Source organism: Embleya sp. NPDC020630, assembly GCF_044334985.1.
In the GTDB taxonomy this organism is placed as follows: Bacteria; Actinomycetota; Actinomycetes; order Streptomycetales; family Streptomycetaceae; genus Embleya.
The window spans coordinates 729,735-744,006 of sequence record NZ_JBIRUB010000001.1 but is presented as its reverse complement, the minus strand read 5'-3'; the positions used below and the strand labels follow the sequence as shown (position 1 = coordinate 744,006).

General features: G+C 69.3%; 14 protein-coding genes and 1 pseudogene. 9 read left to right on the top strand and 6 right to left on the bottom strand.

Annotated features, from left to right (window positions below; translation table 11 throughout):
• Positions 1-44: 44 nt before the first annotated feature.
• The 5 genes from ACH4XV_RS03080 to ACH4XV_RS03060 all read left to right on the top strand — a co-directional run bounded on the left by ACH4XV_RS03080 (position 45) and on the right by ACH4XV_RS03060 (position 6,334).
• Positions 45-3,236, top strand: a complete 3,192-nt coding sequence (locus ACH4XV_RS03080) for a M28 family peptidase (RefSeq protein WP_395786524.1) — start codon at positions 45-47, stop codon at positions 3,234-3,236.
• 150 nt (positions 3,237-3,386) lie between these two features.
• A complete protein-coding gene (locus tag ACH4XV_RS03075) occupies positions 3,387-3,971 on the top strand; it encodes a MepB family protein (protein WP_395786523.1) in 585 nt (194 codons plus the stop codon).
• Positions 3,972-4,084: 113 nt separating this feature from the next.
• Entirely contained in the window at positions 4,085-4,453 is a 369-nt protein-coding gene (locus tag ACH4XV_RS03070; RefSeq protein WP_395786522.1) for a TetR-like C-terminal domain-containing protein, read from the top strand.
• An 87-nt stretch (positions 4,454-4,540) separates the two neighbouring features.
• Complete coding sequence (locus tag ACH4XV_RS03065; RefSeq protein ID WP_395787047.1) at positions 4,541-5,059, top strand: DUF4240 domain-containing protein; 519 nt, start codon at positions 4,541-4,543, stop codon at positions 5,057-5,059.
• Between the two features lie 90 nt (positions 5,060-5,149).
• The gene (locus ACH4XV_RS03060) at positions 5,150-6,334 is read left to right on the top strand and encodes an epoxide hydrolase family protein (protein ID WP_395786521.1); all 1,185 of its coding nucleotides are present in this window, start codon (positions 5,150-5,152) and stop codon (positions 6,332-6,334) included.
• Between the two features lie 75 nt (positions 6,335-6,409).
• On the opposite strand, the gene ACH4XV_RS03055 is transcribed toward ACH4XV_RS03060, so the two are convergent.
• Complete coding sequence (locus tag ACH4XV_RS03055) at positions 6,410-6,853, bottom strand: hypothetical protein (RefSeq protein WP_395786520.1); 444 nt, start codon at positions 6,851-6,853, stop codon at positions 6,410-6,412.
• Positions 6,854-6,957: 104 nt separating this feature from the next.
• Positions 6,958-7,852, bottom strand: a pseudogene (locus ACH4XV_RS03050) (sigma-70 family RNA polymerase sigma factor).
• A 66-nt stretch (positions 7,853-7,918) separates the two neighbouring features.
• Between ACH4XV_RS03050 and ACH4XV_RS03045 the strand changes: the two are divergent.
• Entirely contained in the window at positions 7,919-8,383 is a 465-nt protein-coding gene (locus tag ACH4XV_RS03045; RefSeq protein WP_395786519.1) for a carboxymuconolactone decarboxylase family protein, read from the top strand.
• Positions 8,384-8,680: 297 nt separating this feature from the next.
• On the top strand, positions 8,681-9,802 hold the full coding sequence (locus ACH4XV_RS03040; protein WP_395787046.1) for a methyltransferase: 1,122 nt from the start codon (positions 8,681-8,683) through the stop codon (positions 9,800-9,802).
• A 77-nt stretch (positions 9,803-9,879) separates the two neighbouring features.
• Here the strand turns inward: ACH4XV_RS03040 and ACH4XV_RS03035 are convergent, their stop codons facing one another.
• Positions 9,880-10,077, bottom strand: coding sequence for a DUF397 domain-containing protein (locus ACH4XV_RS03035; RefSeq protein WP_395786518.1), 198 nt, complete (start codon positions 10,075-10,077; stop codon positions 9,880-9,882).
• Between the two features lies 1 nt (position 10,078).
• Positions 10,079-10,936, bottom strand: a complete 858-nt coding sequence (locus ACH4XV_RS03030) for a helix-turn-helix domain-containing protein (protein ID WP_395786517.1) — start codon at positions 10,934-10,936, stop codon at positions 10,079-10,081.
• A gap of 202 nt (positions 10,937-11,138) precedes the next feature.
• Here ACH4XV_RS03030 and ACH4XV_RS03025 point away from each other — a divergent pair, with 202 nt between their 5' ends.
• Positions 11,139-11,627 carry an ATP-binding protein gene (locus ACH4XV_RS03025; protein WP_395786516.1) on the top strand — a complete coding sequence of 163 codons (489 nt, stop codon included), beginning with the start codon at positions 11,139-11,141 and terminating at the stop codon, positions 11,625-11,627.
• 87 nt (positions 11,628-11,714) lie between these two features.
• Positions 11,715-12,368 carry a hypothetical protein gene (locus ACH4XV_RS03020; protein ID WP_395786515.1) on the top strand — a complete coding sequence of 218 codons (654 nt, stop codon included), beginning with the start codon at positions 11,715-11,717 and terminating at the stop codon, positions 12,366-12,368.
• 18 nt (positions 12,369-12,386) lie between these two features.
• Here the strand turns inward: ACH4XV_RS03020 and ACH4XV_RS03015 are convergent, their stop codons facing one another.
• Positions 12,387-12,917 carry a hypothetical protein gene (locus ACH4XV_RS03015; protein ID WP_395786514.1) on the bottom strand — a complete coding sequence of 177 codons (531 nt, stop codon included), beginning with the start codon at positions 12,915-12,917 and terminating at the stop codon, positions 12,387-12,389.
• Positions 12,918-12,952: 35 nt separating this feature from the next.
• Positions 12,953-14,257, bottom strand: coding sequence for a diaminopimelate decarboxylase (lysA, locus tag ACH4XV_RS03010; RefSeq protein ID WP_395786513.1), 1,305 nt, complete (start codon positions 14,255-14,257; stop codon positions 12,953-12,955).
• Positions 14,258-14,272: the final 15 nt, after the last annotated feature.

Below are 14,272 nucleotides of genomic sequence, written 5' to 3'. Positions count from 1 at the left end.
AGCCGGCGACGTGGTCGAGGCATGTCCCCTCCCAAGGAGCCTCGATGAATCGCAGAACGACCACGGCCGGGACCGTCCTGGCCATGCTCGCCGGCTTGGCGATCGGCGCGGCCGGAGCACCGGCCGTCGCCGACCCGTCACCTCCCCCCGCAAACCCGCAGGCACTCGCGGTATCCGCCGCCGACCGGGCGGCCGCAAGCGGCCTGGACGCCCTCGCCAAGGGTCCCGACGAGCAGTACGAACGCCAGGTCGTCACGCCGTGGATCAACGACCTGTACTCGGTCGCGTACCAGCGCACCTACCGCGGCCTGCCGGTCGTCGGCGGCGACGCGGTGGTCATGGCCGACGGCAAGGGCCGCGTCCACGCGACGCAGGCCTCGACCGACGCGCGCATCTCCGTGATCACCCAACCGACGGTGGCGGCCAGTGCCGCCGAGGCCACGTCCCGGGCCCAACTCCCCGTCGTGGACAAGGTCGAATCGCACCGCCTCGTCGTGCGGGTCAAGGACGACAAGAGCGCGCTGGCCTGGGAGACGGTGGTGGCGGGTCGTACCGCGACCGCGCCCAGCCGGCTGCACGTGTTCGTCGACGCGACCACCGGCGCGGTGCTGGGCACGACCGACGAGGTCAAGGCCGGCTCCGCGAACAGCCAGTGGAACGGCCCGAGTCCGCTGACCATCGACACCACCAACTCCGGTGGTACGTACTCCCTGCGCGACCCGAACCGCCCCGGTCTGACCTGTTCCGACTACAGTTCCGGCCAGGTCTTCTCGAAGTCCACCGACTCGTGGGGCAACGGCCAGGCGTCGAGCAAGGAAACCGGCTGCGCCGACGTCTTCTGGGCGGCGCAGAAGGAATGGAACATGCTCCGCGACTGGCTCGGTCGCAACGGCCACGACGGCACGGGCGGCAGCTGGCCGGTCAAGGTCGGCCTGAACGACGTCAACGCCTACTGGGACGGCTCCTCCATCTCCATCGGCCACAACCAGAGCAACCAGTGGATCGGCTCGATGGACGTCGTCGGCCACGAATTCGGCCACGGCATCGACCAGTTCACCCCGGGCAGCACCAGCGGTGAGGCCGGGCTCGGCGAAGCCACCGGCGACATCATGGGCGCGCTGACCGAGGCGTACGCGAACGAGCCCTCGCCGTACGACGCTCCCGACTACACGGTCGGCGAGAGCGTGAACCTGGTGGGCCAGGGCCCGATCCGCTACATGTACAAGCCGTCCACCAACGGCGACCCCGACTGCTACAGCTCCTCCATTCCCAACACCGAGGAGCACGCGGCGGCCGGACCGCTGAACCACTGGTTCTACCTGCTCGCCGAGGGCACCAACCCGGGCGGCGGCAAGCCGACCAGCCCGACCTGCAACAACACCACCCTCTCGGGCGTGGGCATCCAGAAGGCCGGCAAGGTCTTCTACGGCGGCATGCTGCTCAAGACCAGCGGCATGACCTACAAGCGCTACCGGACCGCGACGCTCACCGCGGCCAAGACCATCGACCCGACGTGTGACCTGTTCAAGAAGACCAAGGCGGCGTGGGACGCGATCAGCGTGCCGGCCCAGACCGGCGACCCGGTCTGCAACGTCGACCCGGGTTCGGACTTCAGCCTCGCGGTCAGCCCGACCAGCGGCAGTGTGACGCCCGGTGGCACCACGACCACCACCGTGACCGCCACGCTGGTCTCGGGTCCGGCGCAGAACGTCACCCTGACCACCGGCCCCCTCCCGGCCGGCGTCACCGCGTCGTTCAACCCGGCGACCATCGGCACGGGCCAGTCCTCCGTTCTGACCCTGTCGGCGAGCGCGTCGGCGAGCGCGGGCACCAGCTCGGTCACCATCACGGGCACGGGTTCCACCTCGCACACCGCGCAGTACACGTTGACCGTCGGCAGCGGGCCGGGCAACCCGAGCGACCCGCCGGACATCAACGTCGCGAACGTGCAGTCGCACCTGACGCAGCTCAACCAGATCGCGAACCAGAACGGCGGCAACCGCCGTGCGGGCAGCGCCGGTTACACCGCGTCGGTGGCGTACGTGAAGGGTAAGCTCCAGGCGGCCGGATACCAGGTCAGCGAGCAGACCTGCACCTCCTGCACGTACCGCTCCAACAACCTGATCGCCGACTGGCCCGGCGGCCCCGCCGACTCGGTCGTCATGTTCGGCGCCCACCTGGACAGCGTCGGTGCCGGTCCCGGCATCAACGACAACGGTTCGGGTTCCGCCACCCTCCTGGAGAACGCGCTCGCGCTCGCCCAGGCCAACCCCAGCCTGACCAAGCACGTGCGCTTCGGCTGGTGGGCCGGCGAGGAACAGGGCCTCCAGGGCTCGCAGTTCTACGTCAGCCAGCTCGGCTCCGCGCAGCGCGCGGCGATCAAGGGCTACTACAACTTCGACATGGTCGGCTCGCCCAACGGCGGCTACTTCATCAACAACATCAACTCCGCCACGTCCGCGCCGATGAAGGCGTACTGGGACTCGCTGAACCTGCGCCCGGAGGAGAACGTCGAGGGCCAGGGACGCTCCGACGACTACTCCTTCCAGCAGGCCGGCATCCCGACGTCGGGCTACGCGGCCGGTGCCGACGCGCGCAAGACCTCGGCACAGGCGACGAAGTGGGGCGGGCAGGCCAACCAGTCCTACGACTCCTGCTACCACTCCTCGTGTGACACCAGCTCCAACATCAGCGCCACGGTGCTCAACCGCAGCGCGGACGGTGTCGCGTACACCATCTGGAAGACCGCGGTCGGCGGCACCACGCCGAACAACGACTTCACCATCTCGGCGGTTCCCTCCTCCGGCAACGCGCTGCCCGGTGCCACCGTCTCCACGACGGTGAACACCACCACCTCCAGTGGTACGGCGCAGACGGTGACGCTCGGCTCGAACGCGCCGTCGGGCATCAGCGTGAGCTTCAGCCCGCCGTCGGTCCAGAGCGGCACCTCCTCGACCGCGACGATCACCGTCGCGGCGGGCACCGCGGCCGGTACGTACCCGATCACCATCACGGGCACGGGCTCGGTCGTGCACTCGACCACGTACACGCTGACGGTCGGCGACGGCGGTCCGGGCAACTGCTCCGCGCCCGCCTGGGACGCGAACACCGTCTACGTGGGCGGCAACACGGTCTCGTACCAGGGGCACACCTACCGCGCCAAGTGGTGGACCCAGGGCGAGACCCCCGGGACCACCGGGCAGTGGGGGGTGTGGCTCGACCTCGGACCGTGCTGAGGCCGCACACCGAGAGCACGTAGCACGTAGGTAGTCCGTACGACCGCTGTCCCCATTGTGATGCCCGGTGCCCCGAGGTTTGGGTCACCGGGCATCACACCGTTCGGGGTCGGCACCAGCATTGTCGGTGCGGGCCGGCAGAATGCCCGAATGGCTACGAACCCTGATCTTTCGGCCGGGTCAGACCCGGGGGTCGAGCCGTGGCCGGCCGACGGGTCGCCGTCCCTGCCCGCCGATCTGACTGCCGCCAAGGAGCTGGTCTACGACCGGATCGGGTTCGGATCGAGCCGCCCGGTCGCCGAGCCGGAGAGCGCCGAATATGGGGCGTACACGCTCACCGTGGCCGGTGCGCGAGTCCGCTTTCGGAGCGCGAGGACCACGCCGACCAAGGTCGGCCTGTTCGTCACCCTGTGGCGGCGCTCGGCCGCCGGGCCGATCGAGCCGTCGGCGGTCGAGGATGCGATCGACCTGGTGGTGATCGGTTGCCGGCAGGGCGAACACCTCGGGCAGTTCGTGTTTCCGACGGCGGTGCTGGCGGAGCGCGGCATCCTGTCCGTGGGCGGTGTCGGGGGCAAGCGGGGTTTTCGGGTCTACCCGCCGTGGGTGACGCCGACCGTTCGACAGGCGGAGCGGACGCGCGCCTGGCAGGTCGAGCACTTCCTCACGCTGTCGGGTGCGGCGCCGGCGGACTCGGCGCGGATCCGGCGGTTGTACGCGGCGGGCAGGGCCCGGTAGCTCTCGACGTCAGGGGGCGCCGCCGCACGCGGCCCGGAGATCTACCGCTGGTGGCCGTCGAAGGGGGCCCTCCTCGGCGCCGCGCTCACCGGTGCCCGGCGCCTGGAGTCCCCATGCCCGACACCGGCAGCCTCCGGGGCGATCTGGAGGCGCTGATGGACGGCATGGTGTCCCTGCTCACCACCCCGCCGACGGCCGACATCGCCGTCGCCGCCCTGGGTGCGGTCACCCACAGCGCCGAACTCGCCGAACACGCCGGCACCTTCTTCGCCGGTCGCCTGGCGCGCGAACGTCCCGTCTTCGAGCGCGCCGTCGCCCGGGGCGAACTCGCCGCCGACGCGGACCCGATGTTGCTGATGGACCTGCCGGCCGGCGCCGCCTGGCTCCGGGTGGTCTTCCGCCAACTTCCGGTCGAGCCGGATTTCGCCCGGCGTACCGTGGCGGCGATCCTGGACGGAGCCGCCTCGCACGCCGACGGTTGACCCGGGGCCGACCCCGGGCGGGCGAACCGAATTGCCCTTCATGTCCTCCCGGGCGTTCGGCCCCGCGCATGCGATGATCCGACCGTGATGGACGAGAGCGAGTTCTGGGAACTCATTGACGCCACGCGCGAGGCGGCCGAGGGCGACCCCGAAGAGCAGGCCGACCTGCTGGTGGAGCGCCTGACACAGCTCGATCCCGACTCCGTCTGCGACTTCGCCAAACACTTCGAGGCGCGCTACACCCGCGCGTACCGCTGGGACCTGTGGGGCGCGGCGGCGGTCCTGCTCGAAGGCGCGAGCGACGACGTCTTCGACGCGTTCCGCTGCTGGCTGATCGGCCAGGGCCGGGACGTCTTCGAGGGCGCCCTCCGCGACCCCGACGACCTGGCCGACCTCCTCGACACCTTCGACCCGGACATCGACGGCGACGGCGAGGACCTGGGCTACGCCGCCGACGAGGCATACGAACAGATGACCGGCACCCCCATGCCCCCGGTGGGCCTCCCACCCCAACCGGTGGACCCGGTCGGCACGGCGATCAACCTGGAATTCGACGATGCCCTGGCCACCCGCTACCCCAACCTGTGGACCCGCTTCCGCACGTAGGCGGTGACGTGATCGCGACCATCCGGGCCGTGAGGTCGTGGGTGCGTGTGCGGTCCGGGGTGTGATCGTCGCGGAGTTAGCATGCGTCCTATGTCGGACGAAAAGGTGTTCCAGTCGCAGCAGTTCATCGGGCGCACCGATCCCGCCGTGCTTGCCGACCTTCGGGCGCGGTTGCGGGCGACGCGATGGCCGGATGCGCCGGAGGAGGTCGGGTGGGGGCTCGGGGTCGATCTCGGGTATCTCCGGGAGTTGGTGGGCTATTGGGCGGACGGGTTCGACTGGGGCGCGCAGGAGGCCGCGCTCAATCGGCTGCCGCGCTTTCGGGCGACGGTCGGTGGGCTCGGGATCCATTACGTGCATGCCCGGGCCGTCGCGCCGACCGGGCCCGTGTTGCCGTTGGTGCTCGGGCACGGGTGGCCGGATTCGTTCTGGCGCTACACCAAGGTGATTTCGCTGCTGACCGATCCCGGTGCGCACGGGGGTGATCCGGCCGACGCGTTCGATGTCGTCGTACCGGACATGCCGGGCTACGGGTATTCGGATCGCCCGACCGGTCCGCCCCTCGACTCCATCGCCGTCGCCGGTCTGTGGGCCGAGTTGATGGACGGGCTCGGCTACGCCCGATTCGGCGCGGCGGGTGGGGACATCGGCAGCCACGTCAGTCGCTACCTCGCCCTCGACCACCCCGACCGGGTGGTGGCCGTGCACCGCACCGACGCCGGTGTACCCGTGGTCTCCGGCGACCTCGCCGAGTTCACGCCCGAGGAGCGCGAGTGGTTCCGGGAGGTCGCCGCCTGGGGCGCGGCCGAGGGCGGCTACGCCGCGATGCATCGGACGAAGCCGCAGACCGCCGCAGTCGGGCTCACCGACTCGCCGGCCGGCCTCGCCGCCTGGATCGTCGAGAAGCTCCGCGCGTGGAGCGACTGCGACGGCGACATCGAGCGCAGTTTCACCAAGGACGAGATCCTGACCAACATCACCATCTACTGGCTCACCGAGACGATCGGCTCGTCGATGCGGATGTATCGGGCCAACGGCTCGATCCCGCCCGCACAACTCGCCCGCCGGGTCGAAGTCCCCTCCGGCTTCACGCTGTTCCCCGGCGACCTGATCCGCCCACCGCGCGCCTGGATGGAGCGCACCACGAACGTCGTGCGCGTGACCGAGGCCGAACGCGGCGGCCACTTCGCGGCATTCGAGGAACCCGAACTGTACGCCGAGGAACTACGCACGTTCTTCCGCCCGTTCCGCACGGCGGGCCCGAACGCGAGCTGACGGACGGCGCCCGGCGGCGATCGCCCCGTTCGGTTCGGCCGGGCGCCCGGCCGGGGTCGTCCCGATGGCTTCGGGTCAGGGCCGCCTGCGGCTCGCGATCTCGTCGGAGAGCCGCTGCACGTGGGCGGGGTCCGCGTCCCGGGCAAGGGAGACGTAGTGGTCCATCACGGCCGGCCGGTAGCGCACGGGCAACGTCTGGCCCGGGGCGAGTCGGGTGAGCTCGGTGATCGTGAGGTTTTCGTCCGCGATACCGCGGAACGAGATGCCGTCGGCGGTCTCCACGTCGAACATCAGGACCACGCGTGGATTGTTGTTGACCTCCCGCCAGTCGACGAGAACACCGAGCGCAAGCGTCCCCGTACGCAGTTCCGCATTGCGCTTCCGTGCGTCACCGCTCAGGACCGGGTTCGGGGCGACGCCCGGGAAGTCGGGCCCGACGCCCAGTGATTCCCGACTCAGGTCGGGCCTGAGCTGCGCCATCAGATCGTCGAGCTTCTGCTTCTTCTTCGAACCGAACATCCGGTCCCCTCCCTCACCCCGGTGCCGGAATCTCGGCCTGGCGCCTCGCCCTCGCTGGGATTGTACGTCGCGGCCACTCCCGACCTCCGTCGCATCGCCCTGGCTCACCTCGGATCCGGCAGATCCATCAGGGCCGGCTTCGCCGGGTCGACCACGGCCCTGATCTCGGTGATCCGGCCGTCGACGACGGTGAACGCGAGGACCGAGAGCGGAGAGCCGTCCTCGCTCCAGGAAACAACCCCGGGCAGGCCGTTGACGAACGCCGGCCGCCCCAGCGCGACCCCGCCCCCGGCCAGTCGCGCCCCCGCCGCGACCTTGGTGGCGCCGAGGGTGACGACCGTACCGCCGGGGGTATCGACGACCAGCCGCACCTCGGGATCGAGCACGCGCAACAACTCCTCGAAGGCGCCGTGGCGAGCCGCCGCCAAAAACGCGTGGACCACCTCGCGCTGCTCCCGGACGCCGTCCGCCGTCCGCTCGGTCGCCCGTACCTTCCTGCGCGCCCGGCTGGCCGGCATCTTGGTGGCGTCGGCGGACTTGCCGAGGATCCGGCCGATCTCCTCGAACGGCACCGCGAACAGGTCGTGCAGCACGAACGCGAGCCGTTCGTTCGGCCGCAACGATTCGAGCACGACCAAGAGCGCGAGCCCGACCGAGTCGGCGAGCACCGCTTCCTCCTCCGGCGCGGCCGTCGTCGATCGCCACGACGAACTCCGGCAACTGCTCGTCGTAGGACGCCTCGGGACGGGCCTGCCGCGAGCGCAGCACGTCCAGGCTGATCCGGCCGACCACCGTGGTCAGCCAGCCGCCGAGGTTGTGGATGGTCGCCGTGTCCTGGCGGGACAACCGCAGCCAGGCTTCCTGGACCACGTCCTCCGCGTCGGAATGCGACCCGAGCATGCGATGGGCGACCGCGCGCAGTCGGTCGCGCTGGGATTCGAACGCCTCGACCATCGGGTCCGTGGGACCGGGCCCGGGGTCGGGGTTGGCGCCGGACATGTTGTTACCTTCCTCGAATCCGCTCCGTCATGGGTGATGACGGGCCCGAAGGGGCGCAGGTAACCGATGAAGGAGCAGACCCATGCAAACACGGCTGAAGAGCGCGCCGGGCCCCGACCTGACCACCGCCTTCCAACACCTTTCAAGGCGATTCACGCCGGAGGCGTCGAGCCGCGCCTGCTGTCGCTGATCCACCTGCGGGTCAGCCAGATCAACAGCTGCAGCCCATGCGTGTATGCCTCGATCGACGCGGCGAAGAAGGCCGGCGAGTCGGACGAGCGGCTGCACCAGGTGGCCGCCTGGCGCGAGACGCCGTTCTTCACCGACGAGGAACGGGCGGCGTTCGCGTTGACCGAGGCCGCCACCCGGATCCAGGACGGCGCCCCGGGCGTCACCGACGAGATCTGGGAGGCCGCCGCCGGCCACTTCACCCAGGAACAACTGGGCGCGATCACCCTGGAGATCGCCCTGACCAACTTCTTCAACCGCATCAACCGCACCACGAACGAGCAGGCCGGCAAGACCTGGTAGCGGAACGGAGCGTCATCAATGGGGGAGGCCCACGCCTCCCCCGTCGCCGAATCCGGGTTGCCCGCGCGCCGAGAACTGTGCAAGCCTCACGTGTCATCTCTCCACCACGTCCCCGAAAGGGCTGGTCGTGACGCTAGGCATGGTTCTCGGCGACTTCTCCTCTCGCGCTTCGACGCGGGAGCGGTAGCCCTGCCTGCCCCGATACACGCGCCTGTGCCGTAGCACGCGCGTCGTTTTCTCCTGCTCCTCGTCGAAGTGCTCTTCGTGCCCTGCACGTTCGATCACGAGGAGTACGTGGTGTCCACGATCCACTGGACCGAAGCCCACACGGTCCGATCCGCCCGCTGGCACTCCGAGAGCGCCGCACCGCTTCCCCGACGCGTCGTCGTCGCGGACGACCGGATGAAAGCCGATACCGCATACCGCCTGGCCTGCGAAGGCACCGCGATGTTGTGGCGCGGCGACTACCACAACGCACGTCAACTACTACGCGCGATGAACCACCGTCTCAACCGAAAGCCTCCCCCTTCGGGCGACAACCCGGCCGAGTCCTTCCGCCTCCACCGCCGCGCCCAAGGCCACCGTGCCCGGGTATTGGGCAAACTCCTCGTACTACTGGAGGACGACCACTCCCTGGCGCTGCGCAGAGCCCCCGACGTCCGTCGGGCGTGCACCGAGGCATACGGCCCACCGCACGGCCCTTCGGCGGTCTCGCTCACCGAACTGCTGGGCGTGATCGGAGCACGGCAGTGGCGCGAGAAGGGCGTGGAGATCCCGGCACTCGCCGCCCGCATCCACCCGCACTACGGCGTCTTCTCCCCGCTCAGGGGCGAGTACGTCGACCTGGTCGCACAGGCACCCCTCCCCGGCGGCGGCCCCGGCCGCACCGCTTTCGACCTCGGCACGGGAACGGGCGTACTCGCCGCAGTCCTGGCCCACCGGGGAGTCGACCACGTGGTGGCCACCGACATCAATCCGCGAGCACTGTCCTGCGCCCGCGAAAACATCCACCGACTCGACCTCACGGACCGCATCGAAGTAGTAGGCCCCTGCCTCTACCCGGATGGCCGCGCCGACTTGGTCGTCTGCAACCCACCCTGGATCCCCGCCCACCCGACATCCGCAGTGGAACAAGGCGTCTACGACCCGAACAGCACCATGCTCCGAGCCTTCCTCAACGACCTACGCTCCCACCTCACACCGGAAGGCGAAGCCTGGCTGATCCTGTCGGACCTCGCCGAACTTCTGGGCCTCAGAACCCCCCACGAGGTCCCCACCGCCATCGAAGCAGCCGGCCTCAAGGTGCTGGACAGGACCACCACAAAACCCCAACACCCAAGAGCAGGAAACCCCAGGTCCCCCCTACACGCCGCCCGCGCCGCGGAAACCACATCCCTATGGCGCCTGACGGGCACCTGACCACAACTCCCCATCAGCGAATCGCCCTTGCCCCCGATGCGCATCGGAGGCAAGGGCGATTCGGGCCCAGCTGCCAGTCAGCTTTTGAGAGCTTCCGCCAGGCAAGTCCACGCGTCGTGGGGGATAGCGAGAGTGCCGACAGTGCGGTCCTTGCTGTCCCGCACAGCGACGGCGGCCGTGGCCGGCGCGGTCTCGACGCAGTCGCCGTCATTGTGGCTGTACGAGCTTTTCCGCCAGGCGAGACGGGCCTCGGGGCGAGAGTGACGCAGGGTCATGTCAGTTCTTTCTGATCGTGGCAATCAGTTCACGGCTATCCTCCGGGCTCAGCGCGTGTCTGGCCAGGTTCTTGAAGAGCCGAGTGATCCGCCGCACGTCACAGGGATCGTCCATGAACGTGCTCCCGCCGACGCCCTGTCCGAAGGCCACGGATGGCTCGCCTTCACCGTAGGAGAGGATCTGGAAGGGATTCGACTGGGTTCCTCCGGCTCCGGCCGCGAAAGGAATCACCCGTACCTCCACGTGGGGCAACGCGGTCATCTCCAGCAGGTGTCGAAGTTGCGCGTCGTGCTCGGCACTGCCGCCGACTTGGAACTCGAGCACGGCTTGGGTGATCACGGCTTCTATAGCCAGGCACGGGTCTTCATAGACACGCCGCTGACGGCAAGTACGCACCTCGACCAAGTCGTCTACCTGATCGGGGTTCAGATCGTTGAACCCAACGGCGGTGACCTCTCGCGCATACGCCTCGGTCTGCAAAAGCGGTGGCATGACAGCAAGTTGGTAGTCTTGGCGCAAGGTGGCCCAGTCCTCGTACTCCAGAACCGTGGCGTAGTTGGCCGAGATGACGTCGCCAAAGCGTGACCACCACGGTGGATCCGCGTTCCAGACGGACATCGCCAGCAGCTCAAGCGCCTCGCGTTCACCGCCGACCAACCCGAAGAAGTCGACCAGCGCATAGAACTCTCGTTCCGTGCAGGTTCGATCGCCGGTTTCGGTACGCGTGAGCGTCGACTGGCTGATGCCAATGGCCCTGCCCACACTCTCCGATGAGCGTCCCATTCGCACGCGGATCTTGCGAAGCCGCGCACCGAGTTCGCGTCGAGCCTTCAAGTTACCCGGTCCCGTGCCTGCCATCGAGCGCCTTCCATCCGATGATTTCCACCCCATTGTGCAGCCGCGCAGCATCGCTGACGGCGCGAGCCTAGCGACGCCGCCACCCGTTCGCATGACTTCTGAATAATTCACGCATGTGGCTTGACTCATGCGGCGTAGCACATGCAGTCTCTTTCAAGTCACCGTCTGTGCTTGAAGAATCACCAAGCGCAACAAGATCGCGATGCCCTGGGCACCACTGGCAGTGGGGAGTCGGCGCGCAATGACCCAATTCGCGAATCCGTGTATGGGAGTGCAGCGGATCAAACTTCCCCCCGGGCCGGAAGCCGCCTCCGTGGCAAGAGAGTTCGTGGCTCTATGGGGCACCGGATGCAACCAGGGCAACATCGTTGATGTGCTGCGGCTCGTGGCGTCCGAGTTGGTGGGGAATGCCGTGCGGCATGCCGGTGGGGCTCGGTCCATCTCGTGCGTGGTGGGCGAACAGGGTGTCGTGGTCGAAGTCGTGGATGGTGGTGGGCCGTTCGCGCTCGGGGTGGAGCCTCCCGCCGATGACCGGGACTGCTGCGGGCGCGGGTTGTTTCTGGTCTGGGCCATGGGATGTGGGCTCGGGTCGGGGCCCGTTCGTGGTGGTGGCAAGTGGGTTCGGGCCGTGATCTCGGGCGAACTTGGCGCGCATGACTCTGAGTTCGGATCGGGCGGGCCGCCAGGCTGAGCCGCCGCTCCTCACCGATCGATTCGATTCCAGCGAAACGGAGTTGTCGTGTCCGAAAGCCAACCCTGCTCCACCGGGAGCCACTTGATGTCACCCGAAAGAGTGGTCGGGCTGCTTCAGACCTTCGAGACCGCTCGTACCTTCCTGAAATGCCTCTCGCTGGCCGACGTCCACCTCCTCCCGAGCGTTCCGGGCGGCCACACGACCCTGGCCTGGAGCGCGCCCGGCACGCCCGTCCCCCGCGCGTTCGACGACGAACGAAACCTGGTCGGCTGGTTCGAGCAAGTCCCCGAATACCTGGGCCGGATCGATGCGATCATGCACGTCTCGCCCGTCGGCGCCGACCACGACGGGGACTTGGAGGTAGCCGCGCCGAACGGCACATCCGCGACCTTCCGGCGCCCGAACGAACACCCTTCCGCACTCGCCCGCCCCATGACGATCGGCGTGGTCACCGACGACGACGCCGGCCTCACCCTCACCGACCGGGGTGTCTGGCACACACTGCTCCCGCAACCGATAGACCTCGTACCGCTCGGCGCCAACCTCGGCACCGACCTGGCCGGCTTGGCCCCGGCCGGCGAAGTCCTCCCCTACCGGTGGTGCCTGCGCGCCCTCCGCCACTACTGGATCGGCATCGTCTTCGTCCTCGACCGACGAGCCGCCCTCTACTGCCCCTGCGGCCGGGACACCATGCACCATCACCCCTCGTGGGAAGACCTCCGCGGGCCCCGGCCCTGATCGCACCCGGGCGCCGGATCAGCGCGCGGGGCCGACCCGAACAGGCGACGAGTTCAGCACGATCGCCACCGCCCGCACCTCGCTCGTCCAACGCTTCTCATCGTCGAACCCCAGGGCGTACACCATGCAACACGCACACTGCGGCATCAACGAGACGAACTTCCGCTCCTCCTCCGTCTCGGCCACCACGTCCCACCAACTGCCGCTAGCCACCTCGGCGAGGGGAACACCTTCTTCGACAATCCTGGCCGCCAGTCGCCGCAACGCGTAACGCCAGGCCAGGTCTGGATTCGGCAGTTCGATCCCCGTCTCAGCGAGCGCCTGCTCGAACAGGTCCCGCAGATCACGAACATCGTCACCCCGGCCCAGCCCGGCCAACTCGCACAGCGCCGGCGATTCCAACTCGGCCGCCAAAGCCTCGGCGGCAATCATCGGCAGATCCGTCGGCTCGACCCCGTCCACCCGGTAACTCCACGCCACTTCCGAGAGCGCCATGAAGGCGGCCTCCGACCTGGGTTCGGGCTCATACGGGCTCTCGGTTTCTTCCATGGGCACACACTTTGCCCGACCCGAGCATTCAACCGTCACGAATTCGGAACGCACGAGGTCAGGTCCCGGCGCATCAGGTCGGCGTAGGTTTCGCGGCGCACCACGGCGCGGTGCGCGCCGTCGCGGACGAAGACCACCGGCGGGCGGCGGGCGCCGTTGTAGTTGTTGCTCAGCGCGTAGGTGTAGGCGCCGGTGACCGGCACGGCGATCAGGTCCCCGACGCGCGGGTCCGCCAGCGGGACGCCGGCGCTGAGGGTGTCGCCGGACTCGCAGTGCCGGCCCACCAGGCGGCACGGCTCGCCCTCGCCCGTCGGGCGGTCGGCGACGGCGGCCTCGAAACGCTGCTGGTAGAGGGAGACTTCGAGGTTGTCGCCCATGCCGCCGTCGACGGCGACGAAGGTGTGCCCCGCGCCGCGCTTGACGGAGACGACCCGGTACAACGAGACGCCGGATTCGGCGACCATCGAGCGGCCCGGCTCGACGAGGATGCGGGCGTCGGCGGGCAGCAGGCGTCGGGCGACCTCGGTGACGGCGTCGAGGTACGCCTCCACCGTGGGCGGTCGATCGGCGTAGGTGTAGCGCGATCCGAGGCCGCCGCCCAGGTCGTAGACGGCGAACTCGCCGAGTTCGGCGACCGCTTCGACGGCCTGCGCGAAGGGCGCGAGGTCCAGGATCTGCGACCCGACGTGCACGTGGACGCCGTCCAGCCGCAGCCGGTCGCTCCCGCGCAGTCGCGCGATCGCCTCCCGGGCCTGCGGCAGAGGCAACCCGAACTTGGAGCCGTTCTGGCCGGTGGACACCGCCTCGTGGGTGTCGGGGCGGATACCGGGAGTCAGCCGGACCAGCACTGCCTGCTCCGCCGCGGTGCCGGCGAGGATCTTCTCCAGCCGGTCGATGTCGTCGAAGTTGTCGACGACGACCGTCCCGGCGCCGGCCCCGACGGCCAGGCGCAGTTCCTCCTCGGTCTTGGCGTTGCCGTGCACGATCAGGCCGGCCGGGTCCGCGCCCGCGGCGAGGGCGAGGGTCAGCTCGCCGCCGCCGGCCACGTCGATGCCGATGCCCTCCTCCGCGAGCAGCCGCATGACGGCGGTGCAGGGGAATGCCTTGGAGGCGAATGCGACGCGGGAGTTCGGCCAACGGGCGGCCAGGCCGTCGGCGTACCGGCGGGCGCGGGCGCGGACCGACGCCTCGTCGAGGATCAGCGCGGGGGTGCCGTATGACTCGGCGAGCTCGGCCGCCCGTACGCCGCCGATGACCAGTCCGCCGCTCCCGTCCCGGGTGGCCCCGGGCGGGAACAGTCCCAGCAGTTCCCGGGCTGCCTGCGTCTGTGTCGCTGCCATCCGCGCTCCTTGTAC

Coding starts and splice junctions, on each gene's coding strand:
- lysA (WP_395786513.1), bottom strand. CDS start 14,257: ATGGCAGCGACACAGACGCAGGCAGCCCGGGAACTGCTGGGACTGTTC.
- ACH4XV_RS03070 (WP_395786522.1), top strand. CDS start 4,085: ATGCCCGACACCGGCAGCCTCCGGGGCGATCTGGAGGCGCTGATGGAC.
- ACH4XV_RS03015 (WP_395786514.1), bottom strand. CDS start 12,917: ATGGAAGAAACCGAGAGCCCGTATGAGCCCGAACCCAGGTCGGAGGCC.
- ACH4XV_RS03045 (WP_395786519.1), top strand. CDS start 7,919: ATGAAGGAGCAGACCCATGCAAACACGGCTGAAGAGCGCGCCGGGCCC.
- ACH4XV_RS03030 (WP_395786517.1), bottom strand. CDS start 10,936: ATGGCAGGCACGGGACCGGGTAACTTGAAGGCTCGACGCGAACTCGGT.
- ACH4XV_RS03080 (WP_395786524.1), top strand. CDS start 45: ATGAATCGCAGAACGACCACGGCCGGGACCGTCCTGGCCATGCTCGCC.
- ACH4XV_RS03060 (WP_395786521.1), top strand. CDS start 5,150: ATGTCGGACGAAAAGGTGTTCCAGTCGCAGCAGTTCATCGGGCGCACC.
- ACH4XV_RS03035 (WP_395786518.1), bottom strand. CDS start 10,077: ATGACCCTGCGTCACTCTCGCCCCGAGGCCCGTCTCGCCTGGCGGAAA.
- ACH4XV_RS03065 (WP_395787047.1), top strand. CDS start 4,541: ATGGACGAGAGCGAGTTCTGGGAACTCATTGACGCCACGCGCGAGGCG.
- ACH4XV_RS03020 (WP_395786515.1), top strand. CDS start 11,715: ATGTCACCCGAAAGAGTGGTCGGGCTGCTTCAGACCTTCGAGACCGCT.
- ACH4XV_RS03075 (WP_395786523.1), top strand. CDS start 3,387: ATGGCTACGAACCCTGATCTTTCGGCCGGGTCAGACCCGGGGGTCGAG.
- ACH4XV_RS03055 (WP_395786520.1), bottom strand. CDS start 6,853: ATGTTCGGTTCGAAGAAGAAGCAGAAGCTCGACGATCTGATGGCGCAG.
- ACH4XV_RS03025 (WP_395786516.1), top strand. CDS start 11,139: ATGCCCTGGGCACCACTGGCAGTGGGGAGTCGGCGCGCAATGACCCAA.